The sequence below is a fragment of the Pseudomonas parakoreensis genome (assembly GCF_021602155.1).
Taxonomy (GTDB): domain Bacteria; phylum Pseudomonadota; class Gammaproteobacteria; order Pseudomonadales; family Pseudomonadaceae; genus Aquipseudomonas; species Aquipseudomonas parakoreensis.
Genome location: NZ_BQHY01000003.1, coordinates 407,701 through 428,501, shown reverse-complemented (window position 1 = coordinate 428,501; position 20,801 = coordinate 407,701). Strand labels below are relative to the sequence as shown.

Annotated in this window: 18 protein-coding genes; 9 read left to right on the top strand and 9 right to left on the bottom strand. The window is 61.4% G+C overall.

Features of this window, described 5'->3' with window-relative positions; genetic code table 11:
• Positions 1 to 214: 214 nt before the first annotated feature.
• Entirely contained in the window at positions 215 to 1,717 is a 1,503-nt protein-coding gene (gene ppx / locus L6D63_RS06665; protein WP_047297233.1) for an exopolyphosphatase, read from the top strand.
• A 158-nt stretch (positions 1,718 to 1,875) separates the two neighbouring features.
• Here ppx and ppk1 read toward each other — a convergent pair whose 3' ends face one another.
• Positions 1,876 to 4,101 carry a polyphosphate kinase 1 gene (gene ppk1 / locus L6D63_RS06660; RefSeq protein WP_041072035.1) on the bottom strand — a complete coding sequence of 742 codons (2,226 nt, stop codon included), beginning with the start codon at positions 4,099 to 4,101 and terminating at the stop codon, positions 1,876 to 1,878.
• Between the two features lie 18 nt (positions 4,102 to 4,119).
• The gene (gene hemB, locus L6D63_RS06655) at positions 4,120 to 5,133 is read right to left on the bottom strand and encodes a porphobilinogen synthase (RefSeq protein ID WP_131670673.1); all 1,014 of its coding nucleotides are present in this window, start codon (positions 5,131 to 5,133) and stop codon (positions 4,120 to 4,122) included.
• Between the two features lie 207 nt (positions 5,134 to 5,340).
• Here hemB and L6D63_RS06650 point away from each other — a divergent pair, with 207 nt between their 5' ends.
• On the top strand, positions 5,341 to 5,988 hold the full coding sequence (locus L6D63_RS06650) for a DedA family protein (protein ID WP_095668047.1): 648 nt from the start codon (positions 5,341 to 5,343) through the stop codon (positions 5,986 to 5,988).
• On the opposite strand, the gene L6D63_RS06645 is transcribed toward L6D63_RS06650, so the two are convergent.
• Positions 5,969 to 7,204 (bottom strand): sterol desaturase family protein, encoded by a 1,236-nt coding sequence (locus L6D63_RS06645; protein ID WP_047297236.1) that lies wholly within the window; start codon positions 7,202 to 7,204, stop codon positions 5,969 to 5,971. The genes L6D63_RS06650 and L6D63_RS06645 overlap by 20 nt on opposite strands.
• A 114-nt stretch (positions 7,205 to 7,318) precedes the next feature.
• On the opposite strand from L6D63_RS06645, the gene elbB reads away from it, so the two are divergent.
• The gene (elbB, locus tag L6D63_RS06640) at positions 7,319 to 7,987 is read left to right on the top strand and encodes an isoprenoid biosynthesis glyoxalase ElbB (RefSeq protein WP_131670674.1); all 669 of its coding nucleotides are present in this window, start codon (positions 7,319 to 7,321) and stop codon (positions 7,985 to 7,987) included.
• 138 nt (positions 7,988 to 8,125) lie between these two features.
• On the opposite strand, the gene L6D63_RS06635 is transcribed toward elbB, so the two are convergent.
• On the bottom strand, positions 8,126 to 8,581 hold the full coding sequence (locus L6D63_RS06635; protein WP_047297238.1) for a YaiI/YqxD family protein: 456 nt from the start codon (positions 8,579 to 8,581) through the stop codon (positions 8,126 to 8,128).
• A gap of 108 nt (positions 8,582 to 8,689) precedes the next feature.
• A complete protein-coding gene (locus tag L6D63_RS06630; protein ID WP_047297239.1) occupies positions 8,690 to 10,585 on the bottom strand; it encodes an FTR1 family protein in 1,896 nt (631 codons plus the stop codon).
• Positions 10,586 to 10,775: 190 nt separating this feature from the next.
• On the opposite strand from L6D63_RS06630, the gene L6D63_RS06625 reads away from it, so the two are divergent.
• From L6D63_RS06625 to L6D63_RS06605, 5 genes are all read left to right on the top strand, one after another.
• Complete coding sequence (locus L6D63_RS06625; protein WP_131670675.1) at positions 10,776 to 12,167, top strand: COG3014 family protein; 1,392 nt, start codon at positions 10,776 to 10,778, stop codon at positions 12,165 to 12,167.
• A gap of 214 nt (positions 12,168 to 12,381) precedes the next feature.
• A complete protein-coding gene (locus L6D63_RS06620) occupies positions 12,382 to 13,776 on the top strand; it encodes a COG3014 family protein (protein ID WP_047297241.1) in 1,395 nt (464 codons plus the stop codon).
• Between the two features lie 15 nt (positions 13,777 to 13,791).
• The gene (locus tag L6D63_RS06615) at positions 13,792 to 14,166 is read left to right on the top strand and encodes a YcfL family putative periplasmic lipoprotein (RefSeq protein ID WP_131670676.1); all 375 of its coding nucleotides are present in this window, start codon (positions 13,792 to 13,794) and stop codon (positions 14,164 to 14,166) included.
• 36 nt (positions 14,167 to 14,202) lie between these two features.
• Complete coding sequence (gene lpoB / locus L6D63_RS06610) at positions 14,203 to 14,790, top strand: penicillin-binding protein activator LpoB (protein ID WP_003229365.1); 588 nt, start codon at positions 14,203 to 14,205, stop codon at positions 14,788 to 14,790.
• A 3-nt stretch (positions 14,791 to 14,793) separates the two neighbouring features.
• The gene (locus L6D63_RS06605) at positions 14,794 to 15,537 is read left to right on the top strand and encodes a penicillin-binding protein activator LpoB (RefSeq protein WP_131670677.1); all 744 of its coding nucleotides are present in this window, start codon (positions 14,794 to 14,796) and stop codon (positions 15,535 to 15,537) included.
• A gap of 217 nt (positions 15,538 to 15,754) precedes the next feature.
• Here L6D63_RS06605 and rhtB read toward each other — a convergent pair whose 3' ends face one another.
• The 3 genes from rhtB to L6D63_RS06590 form a co-directional block, all read right to left on the bottom strand.
• On the bottom strand, positions 15,755 to 16,387 hold the full coding sequence (gene rhtB / locus L6D63_RS06600) for a homoserine/homoserine lactone efflux protein (RefSeq protein ID WP_041072021.1): 633 nt from the start codon (positions 16,385 to 16,387) through the stop codon (positions 15,755 to 15,757).
• A 153-nt stretch (positions 16,388 to 16,540) separates the two neighbouring features.
• Positions 16,541 to 17,122, bottom strand: coding sequence for a mechanosensitive ion channel family protein (locus L6D63_RS06595; protein WP_047297244.1), 582 nt, complete (start codon positions 17,120 to 17,122; stop codon positions 16,541 to 16,543).
• A complete protein-coding gene (locus L6D63_RS06590) occupies positions 17,122 to 19,032 on the bottom strand; it encodes an ATP-binding cassette domain-containing protein (protein WP_041072019.1) in 1,911 nt (636 codons plus the stop codon). The genes L6D63_RS06595 and L6D63_RS06590 overlap by 1 nt, the downstream gene beginning before the upstream one ends.
• A 50-nt stretch (positions 19,033 to 19,082) precedes the next feature.
• Between L6D63_RS06590 and L6D63_RS06585 the strand changes: the two genes are divergently transcribed.
• The gene (locus tag L6D63_RS06585) at positions 19,083 to 19,547 is read left to right on the top strand and encodes a TIGR02444 family protein (protein WP_131670678.1); all 465 of its coding nucleotides are present in this window, start codon (positions 19,083 to 19,085) and stop codon (positions 19,545 to 19,547) included.
• Here L6D63_RS06585 and L6D63_RS06580 read toward each other — a convergent pair.
• Entirely contained in the window at positions 19,544 to 20,665 is a 1,122-nt protein-coding gene (locus tag L6D63_RS06580) for an AlgP family protein (protein WP_236170292.1), read from the bottom strand. The two genes, L6D63_RS06585 and L6D63_RS06580, sit on opposite strands and share 4 nt — an antisense overlap.
• Positions 20,666 to 20,801 lie beyond the last annotated feature (136 nt).

The window sequence follows — 20,801 nt, the reverse complement described above, 5'->3', positions numbered from 1 at the left end:
TTGCTCCCGTTCGGCTGCGCAGCAGTCGTGAAAGCCGCCGACCGCGATTTACCTGAATCTCGAGGTGAATGGCTTGAGTGCCGCTTCGCAGCCCAGCGGGAGCAAGCTCCCTCGCCACAGAAACTGTGTTGGATCAACGGTTTGAACCATGCGCGTTGGCGCCAGCGTTTGATCGTGGCACGATGGCGGGGTTATCGACCGAGACCCCCTGACCATGCCGCAATCCAAAGCCAAGAATCTGTCCCTGATCGCCGCAATCGACCTGGGCTCCAACAGCTTCCACATGGTCGTGGCCAAGGCCCAGAACGGTGAGATCCGCATCCTGGAGCGCCTCGGAGAGAAAGTGCAGCTTGCCGCCGGTATCGACGATGAGCGCCATCTCAACGAAGAATCGATGCAGCGTGGCCTTGACTGCCTCAAGCGCTTTGCCCAACTGATCAACGGCATGCCACTGGGCGCCGTGCGGATCGTCGGCACCAACGCCCTGCGCGAAGCACGCAATCGCCTGGAATTCATCCACCGCGCCGAAGAAATCCTCGGTCACCCGGTGGAAGTCATCTCCGGCCGTGAAGAAGCGCGGCTGATTTATCTGGGCGTGTCACACACCCTCGCCGACACCCCGGGCAAGCGCCTGGTGGCCGACATCGGCGGTGGCAGTACCGAATTCATCATCGGGCAGCGGTTTGAACCGCTGCTGCGCGAAAGCCTGCAAATGGGCTGCGTCAGCTTCACCCAGCGCTACTTCAAGGACGGCAAGATCACCCCGGCTCGTTACGCTCAGGCGTACACGGCGGCGCGGCTGGAGATCATGAGCATCGAACACGCCCTGCACCGCCTGACCTGGGATGAAGCCATCGGCTCCTCGGGCACCATCCGCGCCATCGGCCTGGCGCTGAAGGCCGGCGGGCATGGCACCGGCGAAGTGAATGCCGAAGGCCTGGCCTGGCTCAAGCGTCGCCTGTTCAAACTGGGTGACGTCGACAAGATCGATTTCGAAGGCATCAAACCTGACCGCCGGGCGATCTTCCCCGCGGGTCTGGCGATTCTCGAAGCGATCTTCGACGCCCTCGAACTGCAACGCATGGATCACTGCGAAGGCGCGCTGCGTGAAGGCGTGCTCTACGACCTGCTCGGCCGCCATCACCACGAAGACGTGCGCGAACGCACCCTGACTTCGTTGATGGAGCGTTATCACGTCGACCTGGAACAAGCGGCGCGGGTTGAACGCAAAGCGCTGCACGCCTTTGATCAGGTCGCTGCAGACTGGGAGCTGGATGACGGCATCTGGCGCGAACTGCTCGGCTGGGCGGCGAAAGTCCACGAAGTCGGCCTCGACATCGCGCACTACCACTATCACAAGCACGGCGCCTACCTGATCGAGCACTCGGACCTCGCCGGATTCTCCCGCGAAGACCAGCAAATGCTCGCCCTGCTGGTGCGTGGCCACCGCCGCAACATTCCCAAGGACAAGTTCGCCGAGTTCGGTGACGACGGCGACAAGCTGATCCGCCTGTGCGTGCTGCTGCGCTTCGCGATCCTGTTCCACCACATCCGTGGCACCCAGGCGATGCCGCAAGTGGCGCTGCACGCCAAGGGCAACACGCTCGACGTGGAATTCCCGGAGCACTGGCTGGATGAGAATCAGCTGACTCAGGCTGACTTTGGCCTGGAGGCCGAGTGGCTGACGCGGGTTGGCATCGTGCTGACAGTCCACTGATAACCCCTGTAGGAGCTGCCGCAGGCTGCGATCTTTTGCTCTTTAAACGGCAAGATCAAAAGATCGCAGCCTTCGGCAGCTCCTACACAGGTCGGTGTTTGGCGTACAAAAAAGGCGATCCCGAGGGATCGCCTTTTTATTTCACCTGAAACCGAGGCTTAGCTGCTCACCGGCAGAATCGGGCTGCCCAGCCGCTCCAGCAACGTCGCCTGCGCGCTGCGCGGGTTCTGGTTGCCGGTCGGCGTGTTGCGGATGTATCGACCATCCGACTGCAGGCTCCAGCTGTGGGTGTTGTCGGTCAGGTACAGCTCCAGCTCTTTCTTGACGCGGGTCAGCAGCTTCTTGCCTTCCACCGGGAAGCAAGTCTCGACGCGCTTGTCGAGGTTGCGCTCCATCCAGTCGGCACTGGAGAGGAACATCTGCTCCTCGCCGCCGTTGAGGAAGTAGAACACTCGAGTGTGTTCAAGGAAGCGACCGATGATCGAGCGCACATGGATATTGTGCGAAACCCCGGCAATGCCAGGACGCAGGCAGCACATCCCGCGCACCACCAGATCGATGCGCACGCCGGACTGGCTGGCCTTGTACAGCGCGCGGATGATCTTCGGATCGGTCAGCGAGTTGAACTTGGCGATGATGTGCGCCGGTTTGCCTTCGACGGCGAACTGGGTTTCCCGGGCAATCATGTCGAGCATGCCCTTCTTCAGGGTGAACGGCGCATGCAACAGCTTCTTCATACGCAGGGTTTTACCCATGCCGATCAACTGACTGAACAGTTTGCCGACGTCTTCGCACAAGGCGTCGTCGGAAGTCAGCAGGCTGTAGTCGGTGTACAGACGGGCGTTGCCGGCGTGGTAGTTACCGGTGCCGAGGTGCGCGTAACGCACGATTTCGCCGGCCTCGCGACGCAGGATCAGCATCATCTTGGCGTGGGTCTTGAAGCCGACCACGCCGTAAATCACTACCGCACCGGCCGCTTGCAGACGGCTGGCCAGTTGCAGGTTGGACTCTTCGTCGAAGCGTGCGCGCAGTTCGATGACCGCCGTCACTTCCTTGCCGTTGCGCGCGGCGTCCACCAGCGCATCGACGATTTCCGAGTTGGCGCCGGAGCGGTACAGGGTCTGGCGCACGGCCAAGACATGCGGGTCTTTCGCCGCCTGGCGCAGCAGGTCGACCACCGGGGTAAACGACTCGAACGGGTGCAGCAACAGGATGTCCTGCTTGCTGACGACACTGAAAATGTTCTCGCTGTTCTGCAGCAGTTTCGGGATCTGCGGGGTGAACGGCGTGTATTGCAGCTCCGGGTGGCTGTCCAGACCGGTGATGCTGAACAGGCGGGTCAGGTTGACCGGGCCGTTGACCTGATACAGCTCGGTCTCGCTCAGGTTGAACTGCTTGAGCAAGTAGTCCGAGAGGTGTTTCGGGCAAGTGTCGGCGACTTCCAGACGCACCGCATCGCCGTAGCGCCGCGAGAACAGCTCGCCACGCAGGGCGCGCGCAAGGTCTTCCACGTCTTCGGAGTCGAGCGCCAGGTCGGCGTTTCGGGTCAGGCGGAACTGGTAGCAGCCCTTGACCTTCATGCCTTGGAACAGGTCATCGGCGTGGGCGTGGATCATCGACGACAGGAACACATAGTTGTCGCCCGGGCCGCCGACTTCTTCCGGAACCTTGATGATCCGAGGCAGCAGGCGCGGTGCCGGAATGATCGCCAGACCGGAATCGCGACCGAAAGCGTCGATACCTTCCAGTTCGACGATGAAGTTCAGGCTCTTGTTTACCAGCAACGGGAATGGATGCGTCGGGTCGAGGCCGATCGGGGTGATGATCGGCGCGATCTCGTCGCGGAAGTAGCGGCGCACCCAGGTTTTGATCTTGGTCGTCCAGTGACGGCGACGGATGAAGCGCACCTGATGCTTTTCCAGCTCCGGCAGGAGGATGTCGTTGAGGATCGCGTACTGGCGATCAACGTGACCGTGCACCAGCTCGCTGATCCGCGCCAGCGCCTGATGCGGTTGCAGACCGTCGGCACCGGCCTGTTCCCGGGCGAAGGTGATCTGCTTTTTCAGGCCGGCGACGCGGATTTCGAAAAATTCGTCGAGGTTGCTGGAGAAAATCAGCAGGAACTTCAGCCGCTCCAGCAACGGATAGGACTCATCCAGCGCCTGTTCCAGCACGCGGATGTTGAACTGCAGTTGCGAGAGCTCGCGATGGATATACAGGCTGCTGTCATCCAGCCCCGGGATCGCAATCACTGGCGCCGCCGCGACGGCTTCGGTGACCGGCGCGGGTGGCGCAGGCTCGAGTTCCGGCGGGGTTTCGGTGATTTGCTCCACCACCGGTTGAGCTTCTTTTACGGCAACTTCAGTGAGTCCTTCGGTATTCATCGAATGTTCCTGGGAGGGCTATTTCTGCTCTCGTAACAATTGAGCGGCGCGGACAGCAAAGTAAGTCAGGATGCCATCAGCGCCGGCACGTTTAAAGGCGGTCAGTGACTCGAGAATCACCGCCTCGCTCAACCAGCCATTCTGGATCGCCGCCATGTGCATGGCGTATTCGCCGCTAACCTGATAGACGAAGGTCGGCACTTTGAAGGCATCTTTTACCCGGAAAAGAATGTCCAGGTACGGCATGCCGGGTTTGACCATGACCATGTCCGCGCCTTCAGACAAGTCGGCGCCGACTTCGTGCAACGCTTCATCGCTGTTGGCCGGGTCCATCTGATACGAGGCTTTGTTGGCCTTGCCCAGATTCGCTGCCGAACCCACGGCATCGCGGAACGGCCCGTAATAGGCGCTGGCGTACTTGGCCGAATAGGCCATGATCCGCACATTGACGTGGCCGGCGATCTCCAGCGCTTCGCGGATCGCCTGAATCCGACCGTCCATCATGTCTGACGGTGCCACGACCTGAGCGCCGGCTTCGGCGTGGGAAAGTGCCTGCTTGACCAGTGCGTCGACGGTGATGTCGTTCTGCACGTAGCCATTTTCGTCGAGAATGCCGTCCTGCCCATGGGTGGTGAACGGATCGAGGGCGACGTCAGTGATCACTCCCAGCTCGGGAAACCGTTCACGCAACGCACGAGTGGCGCGCTGGGCAATGCCCTGAGGGTTCCAGGCTTCGGCGGCATCGAGGGATTTCAGTTCGACAGGCGTGACCGGGAACAGCGCCAGCGCCGGAATGCCCAGTTCGACCCATTTCGCCGCTTCTTCCAGCAGCAGATCGATGGTCAGGCGCTCGACACCGGGCATCGAGGCCACGGCTTCGCGACGGTTCTCACCGTCAAGCACGAACACCGGCAGGATCAGGTCATCGACCGTCAGCACGTTTTCCCGTACCAGCCGACGCGAAAAATCATCGCGACGGTTGCGGCGCAAACGGGTAGCGGGGAACAAACGGTTGGCAGGGGTAAAGCTCACGGCAGACTCCTGAGCCCGCGCATACGGGCGAGCGTGACAGTTATAGACGGCCATTATGACGAACAGATTACAGTTGTGCGTACCCCGTGACATGTAGCCGCATTCCATTGTTAGCGTAGGAATTGTTCACGTCGAGACACATTTCGACACTTTCCTGAATGTGTCCGAAGGGTTAGGCTGCGCGTTCATTTCGCCAGCACCCAGACAATGCTCCAACAATTTCTGCATGACTTCGGCTACTTTGCCCTGTTTCTCGGCACGTTCTTCGAAGGCGAAACCATTCTGGTGCTCGCAGGCTTCCTCGCGTTCCGTGGATACATGGACATCAACCTGGTGGTGGTCGTGGCGTTCTTCGGCAGCTATGCCGGCGATCAGCTGTGGTACTTCCTGGGGCGCAAGCACGGGCGTAAATTGCTCGCGCGCAAGCCGCGCTGGCAGATGATGGGCGACCGCGCGCTGGAACATATCCGCAAGCATCCGGACATCTGGGTTCTGAGCTTCCGCTTCGTTTACGGCCTGCGCACGGTGATGCCGGTGGCGATCGGCCTGTCGGGTTATCCGCCGGGACGCTACCTGCTGCTCAACGGCATCGGCGCAGCGATCTGGGCCACCGCCCTGGCAGCCGCCGCTTACCATTTCGGCGCGGTGCTCGAAGGCATGCTCGGCAGCATCAAAAAGTACGAGTTGTGGGTACTCGGCGCGCTGCTGGTGTTGGGTGTCGGCCTGTGGCTGCGTCGCCGCTTCAAGAATGCGCGCCTGGCCAAGCAGGTTTACGCCGATGAACAAGCCGCTAAAGCCGCACTGCTTCAGGCAGAACAGTCAAAACCCGCCGAGCCTAAGACGCCAGCCGAGTAACACGCTGGCGACAGCCATACAGCCCGATGCCACTGAGCAGGCTGTAACCGAGCAGACCAGCCCAGGCCAACGGGCTGGCCGGCCATAGCCCGAGCAGCGGCGCCAGCCACACCAGCGGCACATTCGACCCCAGCCGCAGCAGCTCGACCCGCAACGCCCACGGGCGATTCTCCAGCATCACCCCCAGTACGAACAAACCCCACGCCACTACACCCCACCCCAGTAGCAGCGCGGCGGTCGACAGATGTTGCGCCCGCCCCATCAGGTCACTGCCCAGCGCGATATAGACGCAGAACTGCAGCGCCACATACCACTGGCGACGGCTGTCGAGTGGCACCTCGTACTTGCGGAAGCGGCTCAAGTCGGGTTTGGTCAGCGGGTACTTCGCCGCCACATCCGCCGGACGCCAGCCAGTGCGCATGAACCAGATCCGCAGCTTGTCCCAAAGGCTTTCGGTGCGGCGTGCGTCGTCCCACAACTGCACATAGAACTGCACATTGGCCCACAGCGGATTCCAGCTCGCCAGCGGCGTGGTCACACCGAAAATCACCGGCTCGTTGTCGTCCTCTTCCTGAAACGTACCGAACAACCGATCCCAAAGAATGAACACCCCGCCGTAGTTGCGATCCATGTAGAGAGCGTTCTGTGCATGGTGGGCCCGATGATTGGATGGCGTGACAAAGAACCACTCGAACCAGCCGAGCTTGGGAATGTGCCGGGTGTGAACCCAGAACTGATACAGCAGATTCATCGCCGCGACGCTGACGAATACCAGCAGCGGCACGCCAAGCACGGCCATCGGCAGGTAGAAGATCCAGCCCAGCACAAATCCGGTACTGGTCTGGCGCAACGCCGTGGAGAGGTTGTACTCCTCGCTCTGGTGATGCACCGAATGCGCGGCCCAGAGGATGTTGCGCTCGTGGCCCAGGCGATGCAGCCAGTAGTAGCAGAAGTCATAGAAGACAAAGGCCAGCACCCAGACCCAGAGACTGTCTGCCGGCAACCTGAGCAGCGCCAGGTGTTCCAGGGCAAACGCATACGTGAGCAGCCCGACACCCTTGCCCAGCAGCCCGGTAGTGGTCGACAACACCCCGGCGCTGAGGCTGTTGACCGAGTCGGCGAGGCGATAGTGTCGGGTCCCGCGCCAGCGATCGGCAAGCAGTTCGGCGGCAATCAGCACGAAGAAAAACGGCACTGCATACAGAATGAAGTCCATGGCGCGCCCCGGTCGGATTCTATGGACAGATCCTAGGTCTAGCCGCCCTTTTCCCCTATGGCAACGTACGACAATTTAGTGGACATTTAGCGCCATGAATCTGGAGAGAAACCCATGAGCAAAAAAGTTGCAGTGATCCTGTCCGGCAGCGGCGTGTACGACGGCGCCGAGATCCACGAGAGCGTCATCACCCTGTTGCGCCTGGATCAACGCGGCGCGCAGGTGCAGTGCTTCGCGCCGAACATCGCGCAATTGCATGTGATCAATCACCTGACCGGTGAAGAAATGCCCGAAACGCGCAACGTCCTGGTGGAATCGGCGCGCATTGCCCGCGGCAACATCAAGGACATCCGTGAGGCCGACGTCGAAGACTTCGACGCGCTGATCGTGCCCGGCGGCTTTGGCGCCGCGAAGAACCTCTCGAACTTCGCCATCGAAGGTGCCGGCTGCACGGTACAGCCTGAGGTGCTGGCCTTGACTGAAGCGTTTGCCGAAGCGGGCAAACCGGTGGGTCTGATGTGCATCTCGCCGGCACTGGCGGCGAAAATCTACGGCCCGGGCGTAACCTGCACCATCGGCAACGATGCCGATACCGCCACCGCGATGAACAAGATGGGCGCCACCCACGAAGACTGTGCGGTGAGCGAGATCATCGAAGACAAGGCGCGCAAACTGGTGACCACCCCGGCCTACATGCTGGCGCAGAACATCAGTGAGGCGGCTTCGGGGATCAACAAGCTGGTCGACCGGGTGCTCGAACTGACGCACGAGAACGATGTTTGATGCGACCTTTCTGAAGGGTTTTCGTGGTGAGGGGATTTATCCCCGATGGCTGCGCAGCAGCCCTTTGCATCTTGAAGCATTGGGCCTGCTGTGCAGGCCATCGGGGATAAATCCCCTCACCACAGGAATACGGTTGAATCAGGACTGACGTGCAAGGCGCGTGAGGATCCTGTCCAGTGCATTGGCAAACGCCTGCTTCTCACGCTCGCCGAACGGTGCCGGGCCGCCGCTGATCTGCCCCTGCTCACGCAGGTCGGTGAACAGGTTGCGCACGGCCAGGCGCTCGCCCATGTTCTGCGCGTCGAACTCCTTGCCGCGCGGGTCCAGCGCTGCCACACCTTTCTTCACCAGGCGATCGGCCAACGGGATATCGCTGCAGATCACCAGCTCACCGGGCACCGCGTGTTCGACCAGGTAATCGTCCGCCGCATCCGGGCCGCTGGGCACCACGATCAGTTTGACGATGGCCAGCCCCGGCTTGATCTGCGGTTGCCCCGCCACCAGCACCACTTCGAACCGGCGCTTGAGGGCGAACTTCACCACCAGCTCCTTGGCGGCCCGCGGGCAGGCGTCGGCATCGATCCATACGCGCATCATTTTTTCCTCTTCTAAAAGCATCGCGGGCAAGCCGCGCAGCCACAAGGTTAACGCTAAACCTGTGGGAGCGTGGCTTGCCCGCGAATGTGAGCGCAGCGAATGCTCTTAAGCAATCACCCGCTTCTTCTCAACCATCCGGCTGCGCCCATACAACACGACAATCGCCAGAATCGCCACGGCCTGCGCCGATAGCGAATAAGCGTCGGCATGAATCCCCAGCCAGTCGAAATCGAAGAACGCCACCGGTCGTGTGCCGAAGATCCCGGCTTCCTGCAACGCCTTCACGCCATGCCCGGCGAACACCACCGACAACGCGCAGAGCAGACCGGCGTTGATGCTGAAGAACAGCGCCAGCGGCAGTTTCGCCGAGCCACGCAGGATCACCCAGGCCAGACCGATCAGCAGCACCAGCGCCGTCGCACCACCGGCCAGCACCGCATCATGCCCGGCGGGACCGGCCTGCAGCCACAGGGTTTCGTAGAACAGGATCACTTCGAACAACTCGCGATACACCGAGAAAAACGCGAGGATCGCGAAGCCGAAACGCCCGCCGCCGCCCACCAGACTCTGTTTGATGTAGTCCTGCCAGGCTGCAGCGTGGCGCCGGTCGTGCATCCACACACCGAGCCACAGCACCATGACGCTGGCGAACAGCGCCGTCGCGCCTTCGAGCAGTTCACGCTGCGAGCCGCTGACGTCGATCACATACGCCGCCAGCGCCCAGGTACCCAGACCGGCGAGCAGCGCCAGGCCCCAGCCGACGTTGACGCTGCGCACCGCCGATTGCTGGCCGGTATTGCGCAGGAACGCGAGGATCGCCGCCAGCACCAGAATCGCTTCGAGGCCTTCGCGCAGCAGAATCAGCAAACCGGAGATGTAGCTCAGCGACCAGCTCAGGCCATCGCTGCCGAGCAGCTCGGCAGACGCTTTGAGCTTGCCCTTGGCCGCGGCCAGGCGCTCTTCAGCCTGCGCCACCGGCAGACCGTCCTGCAACGACTGACGGTAGGCCATCAGCGATTTTTCGGTGTCCTTGCGTACGTTGGCGTCGACGTTATCCAGCGAACTTTCGACCAGTTCGAAACCTTCCAGATACGCCGCCACCGACAGGTCATAGGCCTGATCACGATCACCGGCGCGGTACGCCGCCAGGCTTTTGTCCAGCGTCGCGGCAGTGTAGTCGAGCAATTGCGCCGGGCCGCGTTTGACCTGCGGTGGTTGGGCGCGCTGGGCACGGAAGGTCGCGGCGACTGGCGCACCTTCGGCAGCCTGTACTTCGGCCGGCGTCTGGCGTGCCAGATCAGCGATATTGAAGGTCTTGTCGGACTTGGCGGCGGCCGGGTCGGCGCTGAAACCGGCGATGTAGGTCGCCAGGTCCCAGCGCTGACGGTCGTCCAGTTGATCGGCGAACGCCGGCATGTCGGTGCCTTCGACACCTTGGCCGAGGGTGCTGTAGATCGCGTACAGGCTCAGGTGATCCATCCGCGCGGCATCGCGCAGGTTGGCCGGTGGCGGCGCCATGCCGAGACCTGCCGGACCGTCACCGGCCCCGTTGGCACCGTGACAAACCGAGCAGTTTTGCGCATACAGCGGCGCGCCACGGGTCGGATCCGGCGTGATGATCGGCGCCTGGCTGACCTCATACGCCACCGCCAGTTTCGCCCCCAGTTGCCGGGCCTGACGGGCGACGTCGGCACCGTCCTGCCTTGCCGTGATAGCCGCATGCAGAGCCTCGACGCCCTGCTCCAGCGCAGCCTTCTCCGGTTTGGCCGGCAGACCGCCGATCAGTCCTTGCAGCACTTGGGTGAATTCCAGCTGCTCGCGGTATTCGCCGTCGTCGACGACCTTGCCCGCTTCGACCGTCGGCGGGTAGTCGGCGCTGATGTAATCGAGCAGGTGCAGCGCTTGCGGGGCGCCTTCCACCGTGTCGGCCAGCAGGTTGAAGCTGCTCAGGGCGCACAACGGGAACACCAGCCAGGCCAGAAATCGGGACGCGGCAGTCATGAATGAGTCTCAAATGGAAATGCGAAGTTACATATTGTTCACTTCGAACGCTTTTCACTCAAGCGTTGTCGACGTACGCCACCTGGGACGGGGGCCATGAACCTGCGAAAACGGAAAAATCACTTGGCCACTACCGCACTCTATACTGCGCCACCTCATTGCATTCGCCGCTCAAGGACGAACCCTCTTCATGCGCCATAGCTTGCTGCTACCCCTGTTGATCGCCACCGTTGTGCAACTGAACGGTTGCGGTGCGTATCGCAATTACGATCTGGAGCTGCAACAGACCACCGCGCCGCTCAAAAACGGCAACATCGAAGGTGCCCTGTCGGTGATCGAAGCGAACAATCCGGACCCGGAAAAAGACCTGCTCTACTACTTCGAAAAAGGCGCCGTACTCAGTGCCGGCGGCGATTTTGCGCAAAGCCAGACCACTTGGCGCAGCGCCGAACAGATGATTATCGAACGCCAGGACACGATCCAGACCACTGGCGACAAGTTGCTTGCTGCAATGGGCGATCACTGGGGCAGCATCATCAACGACAAGCTGCGCCGCTACGATGGCTACGACTATGAAAAGGTCATGCTGACCACGCAAATGGCCCTCAATCAGTTGGCGCTAAATGACTTCGATGGCGCTCGCGCCGACATCAAGAAAACCCACGAGCGCGAAGCGCTGATCGCTCGGCAACGGGAGCTGGAATACGAAAAAATCGAGGAAGCAGCCAAGGCCCAGGGCGCACGTGTGCATTACAGGGATCTGCAGGGCTACCCGGTGGTAATGCTCGAATCGCCTGCGGTGATTGCCCTGAAAAACGGTTACCAAAGTGCATTCAGTCACTATCTCGCGGGCTTCACTTATGAAGCGCTGGGTGAAAAGGATCTTGCCGCGCCCGGATATCGTCAGGCCATTGAACTGCGCCCGGACGTAGCCTTTTTTCAACAGGCACTGCGCGACCTCGACAGCCCCGGACTCAAGGCCGATGAAAGCGACGTGCTGATCATTGTGCAAAGCGGGCTGGCACCTGCTCGCAGTTCAGTACGCGTGCCGTACCCGGTGAAGCTGGCAGACGGGCAAGTCATCGTCGCCAACATTTCGTTTCCAGTGATGGTGCCGGACACCTCAACCCCGCCGCTTACCCAGGTGAGTATCGATGGTCGCCAGAAGAAACTGATCACGGTCAACAGCATCACCGAAATGTCCTTGCGCACGCTGCGTGACGACATGCCCGGGATTATCCAGCGCACGACCTATCGGGCATTCCTCGCCGCAGATGTTCAAGGCACGGACAATCGACGCGACCCGAGCAAGGCGTCCTACGTGACCCACTGGGACAATTTCGAACACGCCGACACCCGCACCTGGCGCACCCTGCCTGACCTGACACAGGTTGTGCGCCTGCGCCTGAAAAAGGGCGAGCATCTGATCAGCCTGTCGAATACCACGGCGCCGCTGAAGATCCGTATCGACCAGCACCGGCAGATGATCGGCCTGCGCGTGCTCGGTGGACAGATTTACGCCAACGGCAGCGCTTTTCAGTCCCGCATCTCAGTGGAAAATCGAGTATCCAGCCTGAAATAAGTAATGGCACCAAACTAACAAGTGCGATTAAAAAGCTATTACATGGCCAGCATCGCCCGCTTATAATGCCGCGCCCTCGCTATAGCGACGCGGCATAAAAGCTCCTCTGGTTATGAGGAATTGGCAGGAGGCCAGCGCCACTGCCGATGGGTCACACCAGCCCGACCAGCACCGGCGGCTGATGCAGTTACTAGCTCAGGGAAGAAGTACCCCCATGGCATTGCGCACTCCCACCTTGATCGCGCTCAGCGCTGTCACTCTGCTGTCCGGCTGTTCGGCGTTTCGCAACTACGATTCGGAACTGGCCCAGACCAACCAGCAACTGGCCACCGGCAACGTCGACGCCGCGCTGAGCCTGCTGGAAAAGAACAACACCGGCCCCGACAAAGATCTGCTCTATTACTTCGAGAAAGGTGAGTTGCTGCGCGCCAAGGGTGACCTGTCCGGCAGCCAGAACGCCTGGACCAGCGCCGACCAGGTGGTCGGTCAGTGGGAGGATTCGGTCAAGCTCGACTCCGGCAAATACCTGGCCCAGTTCGGCAGCTTCATCGTCAACGACAAGGTCCGTCGCTACGAAGGTTACGACTACGAGAAAGTCATGCTGACCACGCAGATGGCCCTCAACCTGCTGGCCGTCAACGACTTCGAAGGCGCCCGCACCGCGATCAAGAAAACCCACGAACGTGAAGCGGTGATCGCCGACCTGCGCGACAAGGAATACCTCAAGAGTGAGGAAGAGGCCGAAAAAGAAGGGATCAAGACTCAGTACAAGGATCTGCAAGGCTACCCGGTCGCCAGCCTCGACGCGCCGGAAGTGGTCAGCCTGAAAAACAGCTACCAGAGTGCGTTCAGCCATTACCTGGCCGGTTTCGTCTACGAAGCCCTGGGCGAGAAAGACCTGGCTGCACCGGGCTACCGCAAGGCGGCCGAACTGCGCCCGAACACCCCGCTGCTGGAGCAGGCGCTGGTCAACCTCGACAAGCCGAGCAAATCCGACGACAGCGACATCCTGATCGTGGTGCAAAGCGGTCTGGCACCTTCGCGCGATTCGATCCGCGTGCCGCTGCCATTGCCGATCTCCAACAATGTGGTGATCACTCCACTGTCGTTCCCGATCATCAAGCCGGACACCTCCACCGCACCGCTTGCGCAGATCGGTGTCGATGGCCAGCAAGTCAACCTGACGGCCCTCAACAGCACCACCGCCATGTCCCGCCGCGCCCTGCGCGATGACATGCCGGGGATCATTGTGCGCACCACCGTGCGCGCAATCACCAAAGGCGTGGCACAGAAGAAGATCAACGAAACCAATCCGCTGGCCGGTCTGGCCGTGGGTATCTCTTCAGCCGTGCTGGAAGGTGCCGATACCCGTACGTGGCGCACCCTGCCGGACAACACCCAAGTGGTACGTCTGCGCTTGAAGAAAGGCGAGCATCAAGTCAGCCTGCCGAGCGCCGTCGGCGGTTCGCTGGTCAAGGTCACCGTCGATCAGCGTTATCAAGTGATCAGCCTGCGAGCGGTGGGCAACCAGGTATTTGCCGGTGGCGTCGCCGCCCACGTCATCCCGAGCGCCGGCGCGACCAACGTCGCCAGCCTCAAACAACCTTAAGAACGGAGTCTTTGCATGCGCTTGAAACTCATCGCCGTTGCCGCCCTCGCCGTCCTGGCCAGCGGCTGCGCCACCCCGCCACCGCCGGAGCCGGGCAGCGCCGCGAGCAAGGTCGTGGCCATGGGCCCGCAGAAACACGTCGCGGTCGGCGCCATGCGCGTCGCCCGCGAGAACGGTTTCATGACCGTCAATGTGCAGTTGACCAACACCCTCAACAGCAACAAGACGTTCTACTACCGCTTCGCCTGGCTCGGTGCGGAAGGTTTCCCGATCGCCGAGGAAGAGGTCTGGAAAAGCCAGATGATGTACGGCGCTCAGACCAGCTTCATCCAGGGCATCGCCCCGACCCCGAAAGCCGTGGACTTCCGTCTCGAACTCAAGACGCCTTAAGCCCGCCAACCTATTCCTGTATTAGAGAGCATCCCCATGTTTGCACGCTTTTCCCTGATCGCTGTCCTCGCCCTGCTGGCCTCCGGTTGCGCCAACACCTCGCCGACCCTGGGTAGCAAGAACATCAGCTACGGCGACACCAAAGCGGTTGAAACCGTGACCAACGAATTCGGTTCGACCGACCTGCAGATGATCGCCGAATCGATGACCCGCTCCCTGGCCCAGTCCGGCATTCTGCAGGGCCGCCCGGTGGTGCAGGTCTACGACGTGAAAAACAAGACCAGCGAGTACATCGATACCCGCGAAATCACCACCAGCATCAAGACTCAACTGATGAAGTCCGGCACTGCCCGCTTCGCCAGCGACAACACCGCGATGCAGAGCCAGGTCGATCAGCTCAAGCTGCAAAACCAGAGCGGTCTGTACAAAAAGAGCACCGTGGCCAAGACCGGCAACATGATCGCCGCCAAATACCGTCTGGAAGGCTCGATCAGCTCGATCGTCAAGCGCAGCAGCGACTACAAGGACGTCTTCTACAAATTCAGCCTGCAACTGATCGACGTTGAAAGCGGTCTGGCCGAGTGGATGGACGAAAAAGAGATCCGCAAAACCACGGAGCGTTAAGCAATGCGCGCATGGATTGGCATGATGGCCCTGGCTTGCGCGTTCAGCGTGCAAGCGGCCCCGAAAGTCGCGGTAACGGATCTGGCGTATCAGGAGCGCGTGGAGCAGTACATCCACATCGTTTCGGCGCAGAGCAATTACCGCGAGGGTTACTACAGCGCCAGTGGTTCGTCGAACTACAACGAGCTGGAAGCGACCACCAGCTACATCGAACAGGGTGAACTGCGTAAATTCACCGGCGACATCAAGGGCGAGATCCTGCGCACCGGGATGTTCCAGCTGGTGCAGGGCACGCCGTATACGGCGTCGTCCAAGGGTGACGTCTATGACGTGATCAAGCGGATCAAGGCCGGCAGCTTCAAAGGCGCCGACTACGTGCTGTTCGGCACCGTATCCGACATCGACTTCACCCAGGACATGAACGAGCTGGCGCACACCGACAGCTATTCGGCGGTGTTGGGTCTGACGCTGGTGGCGGATTTCAGTCTGATCAACACCAAGACCTACGAGATCACCTCGGCCTTCACGGCGATGGGCGAAGCGCAGGACACCAAACTGGTGAATGGTCGCGACATCAAGATCTCGCTGAACCGCCCGCGGGTGGTGCGTGAAGTGTCGAAAGCCCTGGGCGAAGACGTCGCCGGGCAACTGAGCATGCAGCTCGGTGGCGGCGGTTACGAGCAGCCGCGCGAGGCACAGCAGCGCAACAACCTGCCCCGTGATACGGCGCCGGTGATTTTGCACTGACCGGCTGAGTGAACAACTCTGTAGTGAGGGGATTCATCCCCGATGGCTCGCGAAGCGAGCCCCTCTTGATCTTGAAAGAAGGGGCTGCTACGCAGCCCATCGGGGATAAATCCCCTCACCACAAAAGCTCCCTCACCACAGTTGGGTGTAACCCAGATGTATCGTCAGAGACGAAAAAGGCGACCTCAAGAGGTCGCCTTTTTTCTGGCCGAAGCTTTTAGACCGCCGCTTTACGCAACGTCGCCATAAAGGCAGCCGCACCAATGAACAGCCCGGCAAACGTGCGGTTCATGCGTTTCTGCTGCTTCGGCGTGCGCAACAGACGCAGCACCTTGGACGCCAAACCCGTGTAGCCAGCCATGACAACCAGATCCACGCAGATCATGGTCACGCCGATCACCAGGTACTGCATCAGCAGCGGTGCATGGGGATTGATGAACTGCGGCAGCACCGCCAGCATGAACACCAGCGCCTTGGGGTTACTGATGTTGACCAGGAAGCCGCGAAACACCAGCGCCAGCGGTTTGCCGATCGGCCGGACTGCTGCGTCATCGCTCATGTCCATGGGCAGCGCACGCCATTGCTTGACCGCCAGATAGACCAGATAGGCCACACCGAACCATTTGATCGCATAGAACGCGGTGGCCGAAGCAGTGAGGATCGCGCCGACCCCAGCACCGACAATCGCAATCTGTACCGCCAGACCCACTTGCAGGCCCAGCGCGTTCCAGTAACCGCGCCAGAATCCGTATTGCAGGCCGCTGGACATCGACGCAATGGCGCCAGCACCCGGGGACAGACTGATCACCCAGCAGGCGGCGAAAAATGCCAGCCATGTTTGAAGCTCCATCGCACACCTCGACTTTGAATCGTGACAGACGTCAAAGCTAATGCGGTTTGGGCCTAAAAGCAAAAGATCGCAGCCTGCGGCAGCTCCTGCATTGAAGTGCGATCTCTGTAGGAGCTGCCGCAGGCTGCGATCTTTTGATCGTGTCTGGAAAAACTACTTCTCGAACCCGCTGGACGGAAACACATCGCTGCCGCGCCAACGTCGCACCGAGCGCTGGAAGAACAGGCTGTTCGGCACTTGTACCATGGCGCTGCCCGTCCCGAGCTCCTCTGCCTCGATCAACGTGGTGTAAAGCAGATTGATCGCCACCACCCGGCCTTTGACCCCGGGTTTGTCAGTGGTGTCGACCAGCTCCACCACATCGCCGAGGCGGAACGGGCCGACGGTGAAGATCAGGATCGCGCAGAGCAGGTTCGACAGCACACTCCACATCGCGAAGAACGCCACCGCCGCCACTGCGACGAAACCCGACAGCGCCGTCCACAACACCGTGGCCGACACGCCGAGGCGCTCCAGCACAAAGATCAGCGCACTGCCCATGATCAGCCAGCGCAGACCGCCGCGCAGCGGCATCAGCAACTGCGGCGGAAACGGGTAGCGCTCACCCAGACGGGTCAGGCCTTTGGCAACGAAACGCTGGGTCAGATAGCCGGCCAGCAGGATCAACAGAATTTGCACGCCGAGCCAGATCGGCTCGACCCACACCGCCGGCAATGGCCACTTGAACGCGTCCATCAGGACAGCGCCTCCAGCTCCGCCTGCATGCTTTCCAGCGTCTCGAGCGCCTCCATCCAGGCTTCTTCCAGCTCGGCTTCGCGCACTTTCAGCCTGGCCTGCTCGGCCAGCAGATCACGCAACTCGTTCTTGCGCGCCGGCTCGTAGATGTCGCTGTCACCGAGGCTGGCGTCGACCTTGGCGAGTTTCTCGTGCAGTTTGCCGAGCTCGGCTTCGAGCTTGTCGGCTTCGCGCTTGTGCGGCGCCAGTTGCTGACGCAATGCAGCGGCGGCCTGGCGCTGGGCCTTCTTGTCGGTTTTGTCCGGGTTAACCGGCGTGTTGCTGACCGGCGCGTTGCGCTGGCGATATTCCACCAGCCAGCGCGCGTAGTCTTCAAGGTCGCCATCGAACTCTTCGACCTTGCCGTCAGCGACGAGGTAGAAGTTGTCGGTGGTGCTCTTGAGCAAGTGCCGATCGTGAGACACCACCAGTACCGCGCCGCTGAATTCCTGCAGCGCCATGGTCAGCGCCAGGCGCATTTCCAGGTCGAGGTGGTTGGTCGGTTCGTCGAGCAGCAACAGGTTCGGCCGCTCCCAGGCGATCAACGCCAGGGCTAGACGCGCTTTTTCGCCACCGGAGAAATTCAGTACCGGCTCGTCGATACGCGCGCCACGGAAGTCGAAACCGCCAAGGAAGTCGCGCAGGGTCTGCTCGCGTTCGGTCGGCGCCAGACGCTGCAGGTGCAGCAACGGGCTGGCCTTGGCATCCAGCGAGTCGAGCTGATGCTGGGCGAAGTAGCCGACCACGGTGTTCTCGCCGCGTGTCAGGCGCCCGGCCAGCGGTTCGAGCTCGCCGGCGAGGTTCTTGATCAGGGTCGACTTACCGGCACCGTTCGGCCCGAGCAGGCCGATCCGCGCACCCGGGGTCAGTTGCAGCTTGACCTTCTCCAGGATGGTTTTTTCGCCGTAACCCAGACGCGCATCGGACAGGTCGATCAGCGGGCTGGAGATCTTGGTCGATTCACGAAAGACGAAGTCGAACGGCGAATCGACGTGGGCCGCCGACAGCTCTTCCATGCGTTCCAGCGCCTTGATCCGGCTCTGCGCCTGACGGGCCTTGGTGGCCTGGGCCTTGAAGCGGGCGATGTAGCTTTCCATGTGCGCACGTTGCGCCTGCTGCTTCTCGTAGGCCTGTTGCTGCTGGGCCAGACGCTCGGCACGGGCACGCTCGAACGCGGTATAGCCGCCCCGGTACAGGGTCAGTTTGCGCTGATCGACATGGGCCACGTGATCGACCACTTCATCGAGGAAGTCGCGGTCGTGGGAAATCAGCAGCAAGGTCCCCGGGTAACTTTTCAGCCACTCTTCGAGCCAGATGATCGCATCGAGATCCAGGTGGTTGGTCGGTTCGTCGAGCAGCAGCAAATCCGACGGACACATCAGGGCCTGCGCCAGGTTCAGACGCATCCGCCAGCCACCGGAAAAATCGCCTACCTGACGGTCCATCTGCTCATTGGTGAACCCGAGGCCGGCCAACAGTTTGCGGGCGCGAGCGTCGGCGGTATAGCCGTCGGCGCTGTCGAGTTCGGCGTGCAGGCGGGCCAGCGCCGTGCCATCGTGGGCCGCTTCGGCGACGGCGAGGTCACGCTGCACCTCACGTAGACGCAGGTCGCCATCGAGCACATAGTCGACCGCCAGACGCTCGAGGGTGTCGACCTCCTGGCGCATGTGCGCGATGCGCCAGTCGGCCGGCAGCAGGCAATCGCCCGAGTCCGGGTGCAACTCGCCGCGCAGCAAGGCGAACAGGCTGGATTTGCCGGCGCCGTTGGCACCGATGAGGCCGGCTTTGTGGCCGGCGTGCAGGGTCAGCTCGGCGTCTTCTAGCAGACGTTGCGGGCCACGCTGTAAAGTCAGGTTCTGAAGTCGGATCATAATGGCGGCGGAGTCTACCAGCTTCGCTCACAACTGGCGCGAGTAGCACGATGTCCTCTGACCTGTGGAGCTTTTCCCTTGCCACCTACGCCCGACCGGGCGTGGAACCTGCCTGCCTGCAACTGCAAACGGCGGGGGCCAACGTCTGCCTGCTGCTCTGTGGTTTGTGGCTTGAGCAACGTGGCGCGGCCTGTGACGAACAGCGCGTAGAGCAGCTGAAAAAACTGGTGGGGCCTTGGGATCGGGAGGTGGTGCAGCCACTGCGTGCGCTGCGCACTCAATGGAAAACCCTGGCCGAAGATGATCCGGTACTCAAGGGTCTGCGAGAACAAATGAAAGCGCTGGAGCTGGAAGCCGAACGGCATCTGCTGTGGCAGCTGGAACAGGTCGCTCAGCACTGGCCTCGCGATGACGCCTCAGCGTCGGGGCAATGGCTGGAGAGTCTTGCGGGGGCGACCACCAGCCCGAACCGCGACGCGCTGCAAGTGCTGCGCGTCGCGGCAACCGGCACTTAGGAAGCGCTGGTCGGGTTGCTGCTGACGCTCGACGCAGCGGCTGGCGTTGGCGCAGTCGAGGTGGTCGAGGTGGAAGCGGCTGGAGCAGGTGCCGCGGCTGGCGCTGGAGCAGCTGGCTTGGCGGCAGGTGCGGTGGCCGGTTTGGCGGCAGCGGGTTTGGCAGCGGCCGGTTTTTTCGCGGCGGGTTTTGCAACCGGCTTGGCGGCTGGGTTAGCGGCTACTGGTTTGGCAGCAGGCTTGGCCGCAGCGGTCGCAGGTTTTGCTGCTGCCGGTTTGGTCGCTGGGTTGGCCGCGGTTTTAGCAGCAGGCTTGGCCACTGGTTTGGCAGCAACCTTGGCAGCAGGTTTTGCCGCGACCGGTTTGGCAGCGGCGGTTTTCGCGACAGGTTTGGCAGCCGGTTTTACCGCGACTTTGGCAGCTGGTTTAGCAGCAGCGGTTTTTACCGGAGCGGCTTTGCGCGCAGCAGGTTTTGCCGCTGGCTTGGCAGCCGGTTTTGTCGCTGCAGGTTTGGCAGCGGCAGTACGAGCAGCCGGTTTCGCAGCGCTCGCTGCAGCCGGTTTTTTCACTGCGGTTTTGGCAGCAGGTTTGGCGGCGGTTTTAGCCGGTGCCTTGGCCGCGGGTTTTGCCGCTGGTTTGGCTGCAGCAGTTTTCGCCGGCGCTTTTGCCGCCGCAGGTTTCGCGGCCGCTTTCTTCGCAGGCACTGCTGCAGGTTTTGCTGCGCGAGAGGTCAACGCCTTGCCGGCGGCTTCTTGCACACGACCGACACCCTGGGCCAGTTTCAGGCTTTCCTGGGCGTCTCGCTTGAGTTGCAGAATGTAGCTGCGAGTGTCGGACTGGCGATTCTTCAGCGCATCGAGCAGATCTTCGAGTTCTTGGACCGCAGCCTTGGCCTTGTTCTGCGCCTTGGCTTTACCGGCAGCGGCTGCGTCCTGCAATTTGGTGCGGGATTTGTGCAGCTTTTCTTGCGCCTTGCCGCGTTGCTTTTCCAGTTTGGCGAGCAGTTTTTCAGCATCAGCCAAGGCTTGGGAGCAAGCGTTTTCCAAATGCTCGAGCAGGCTGCCCGAGAGTTGTTGGAGTAAGTGCAACGGAGTGTTTACAGGCTTCTTGGTGGCCGACATGGTTTACCTCCTGGCTGACGTGAGTGCGGCTCATACTAGACCTCTGCAGTTACCGCCGCTAGGTCATCTTGACAGTAACGAAACCGTTGCGTTGCAACGAAGCGAAAATGTTCTGCACAAAGACAAAAGCAGTTCA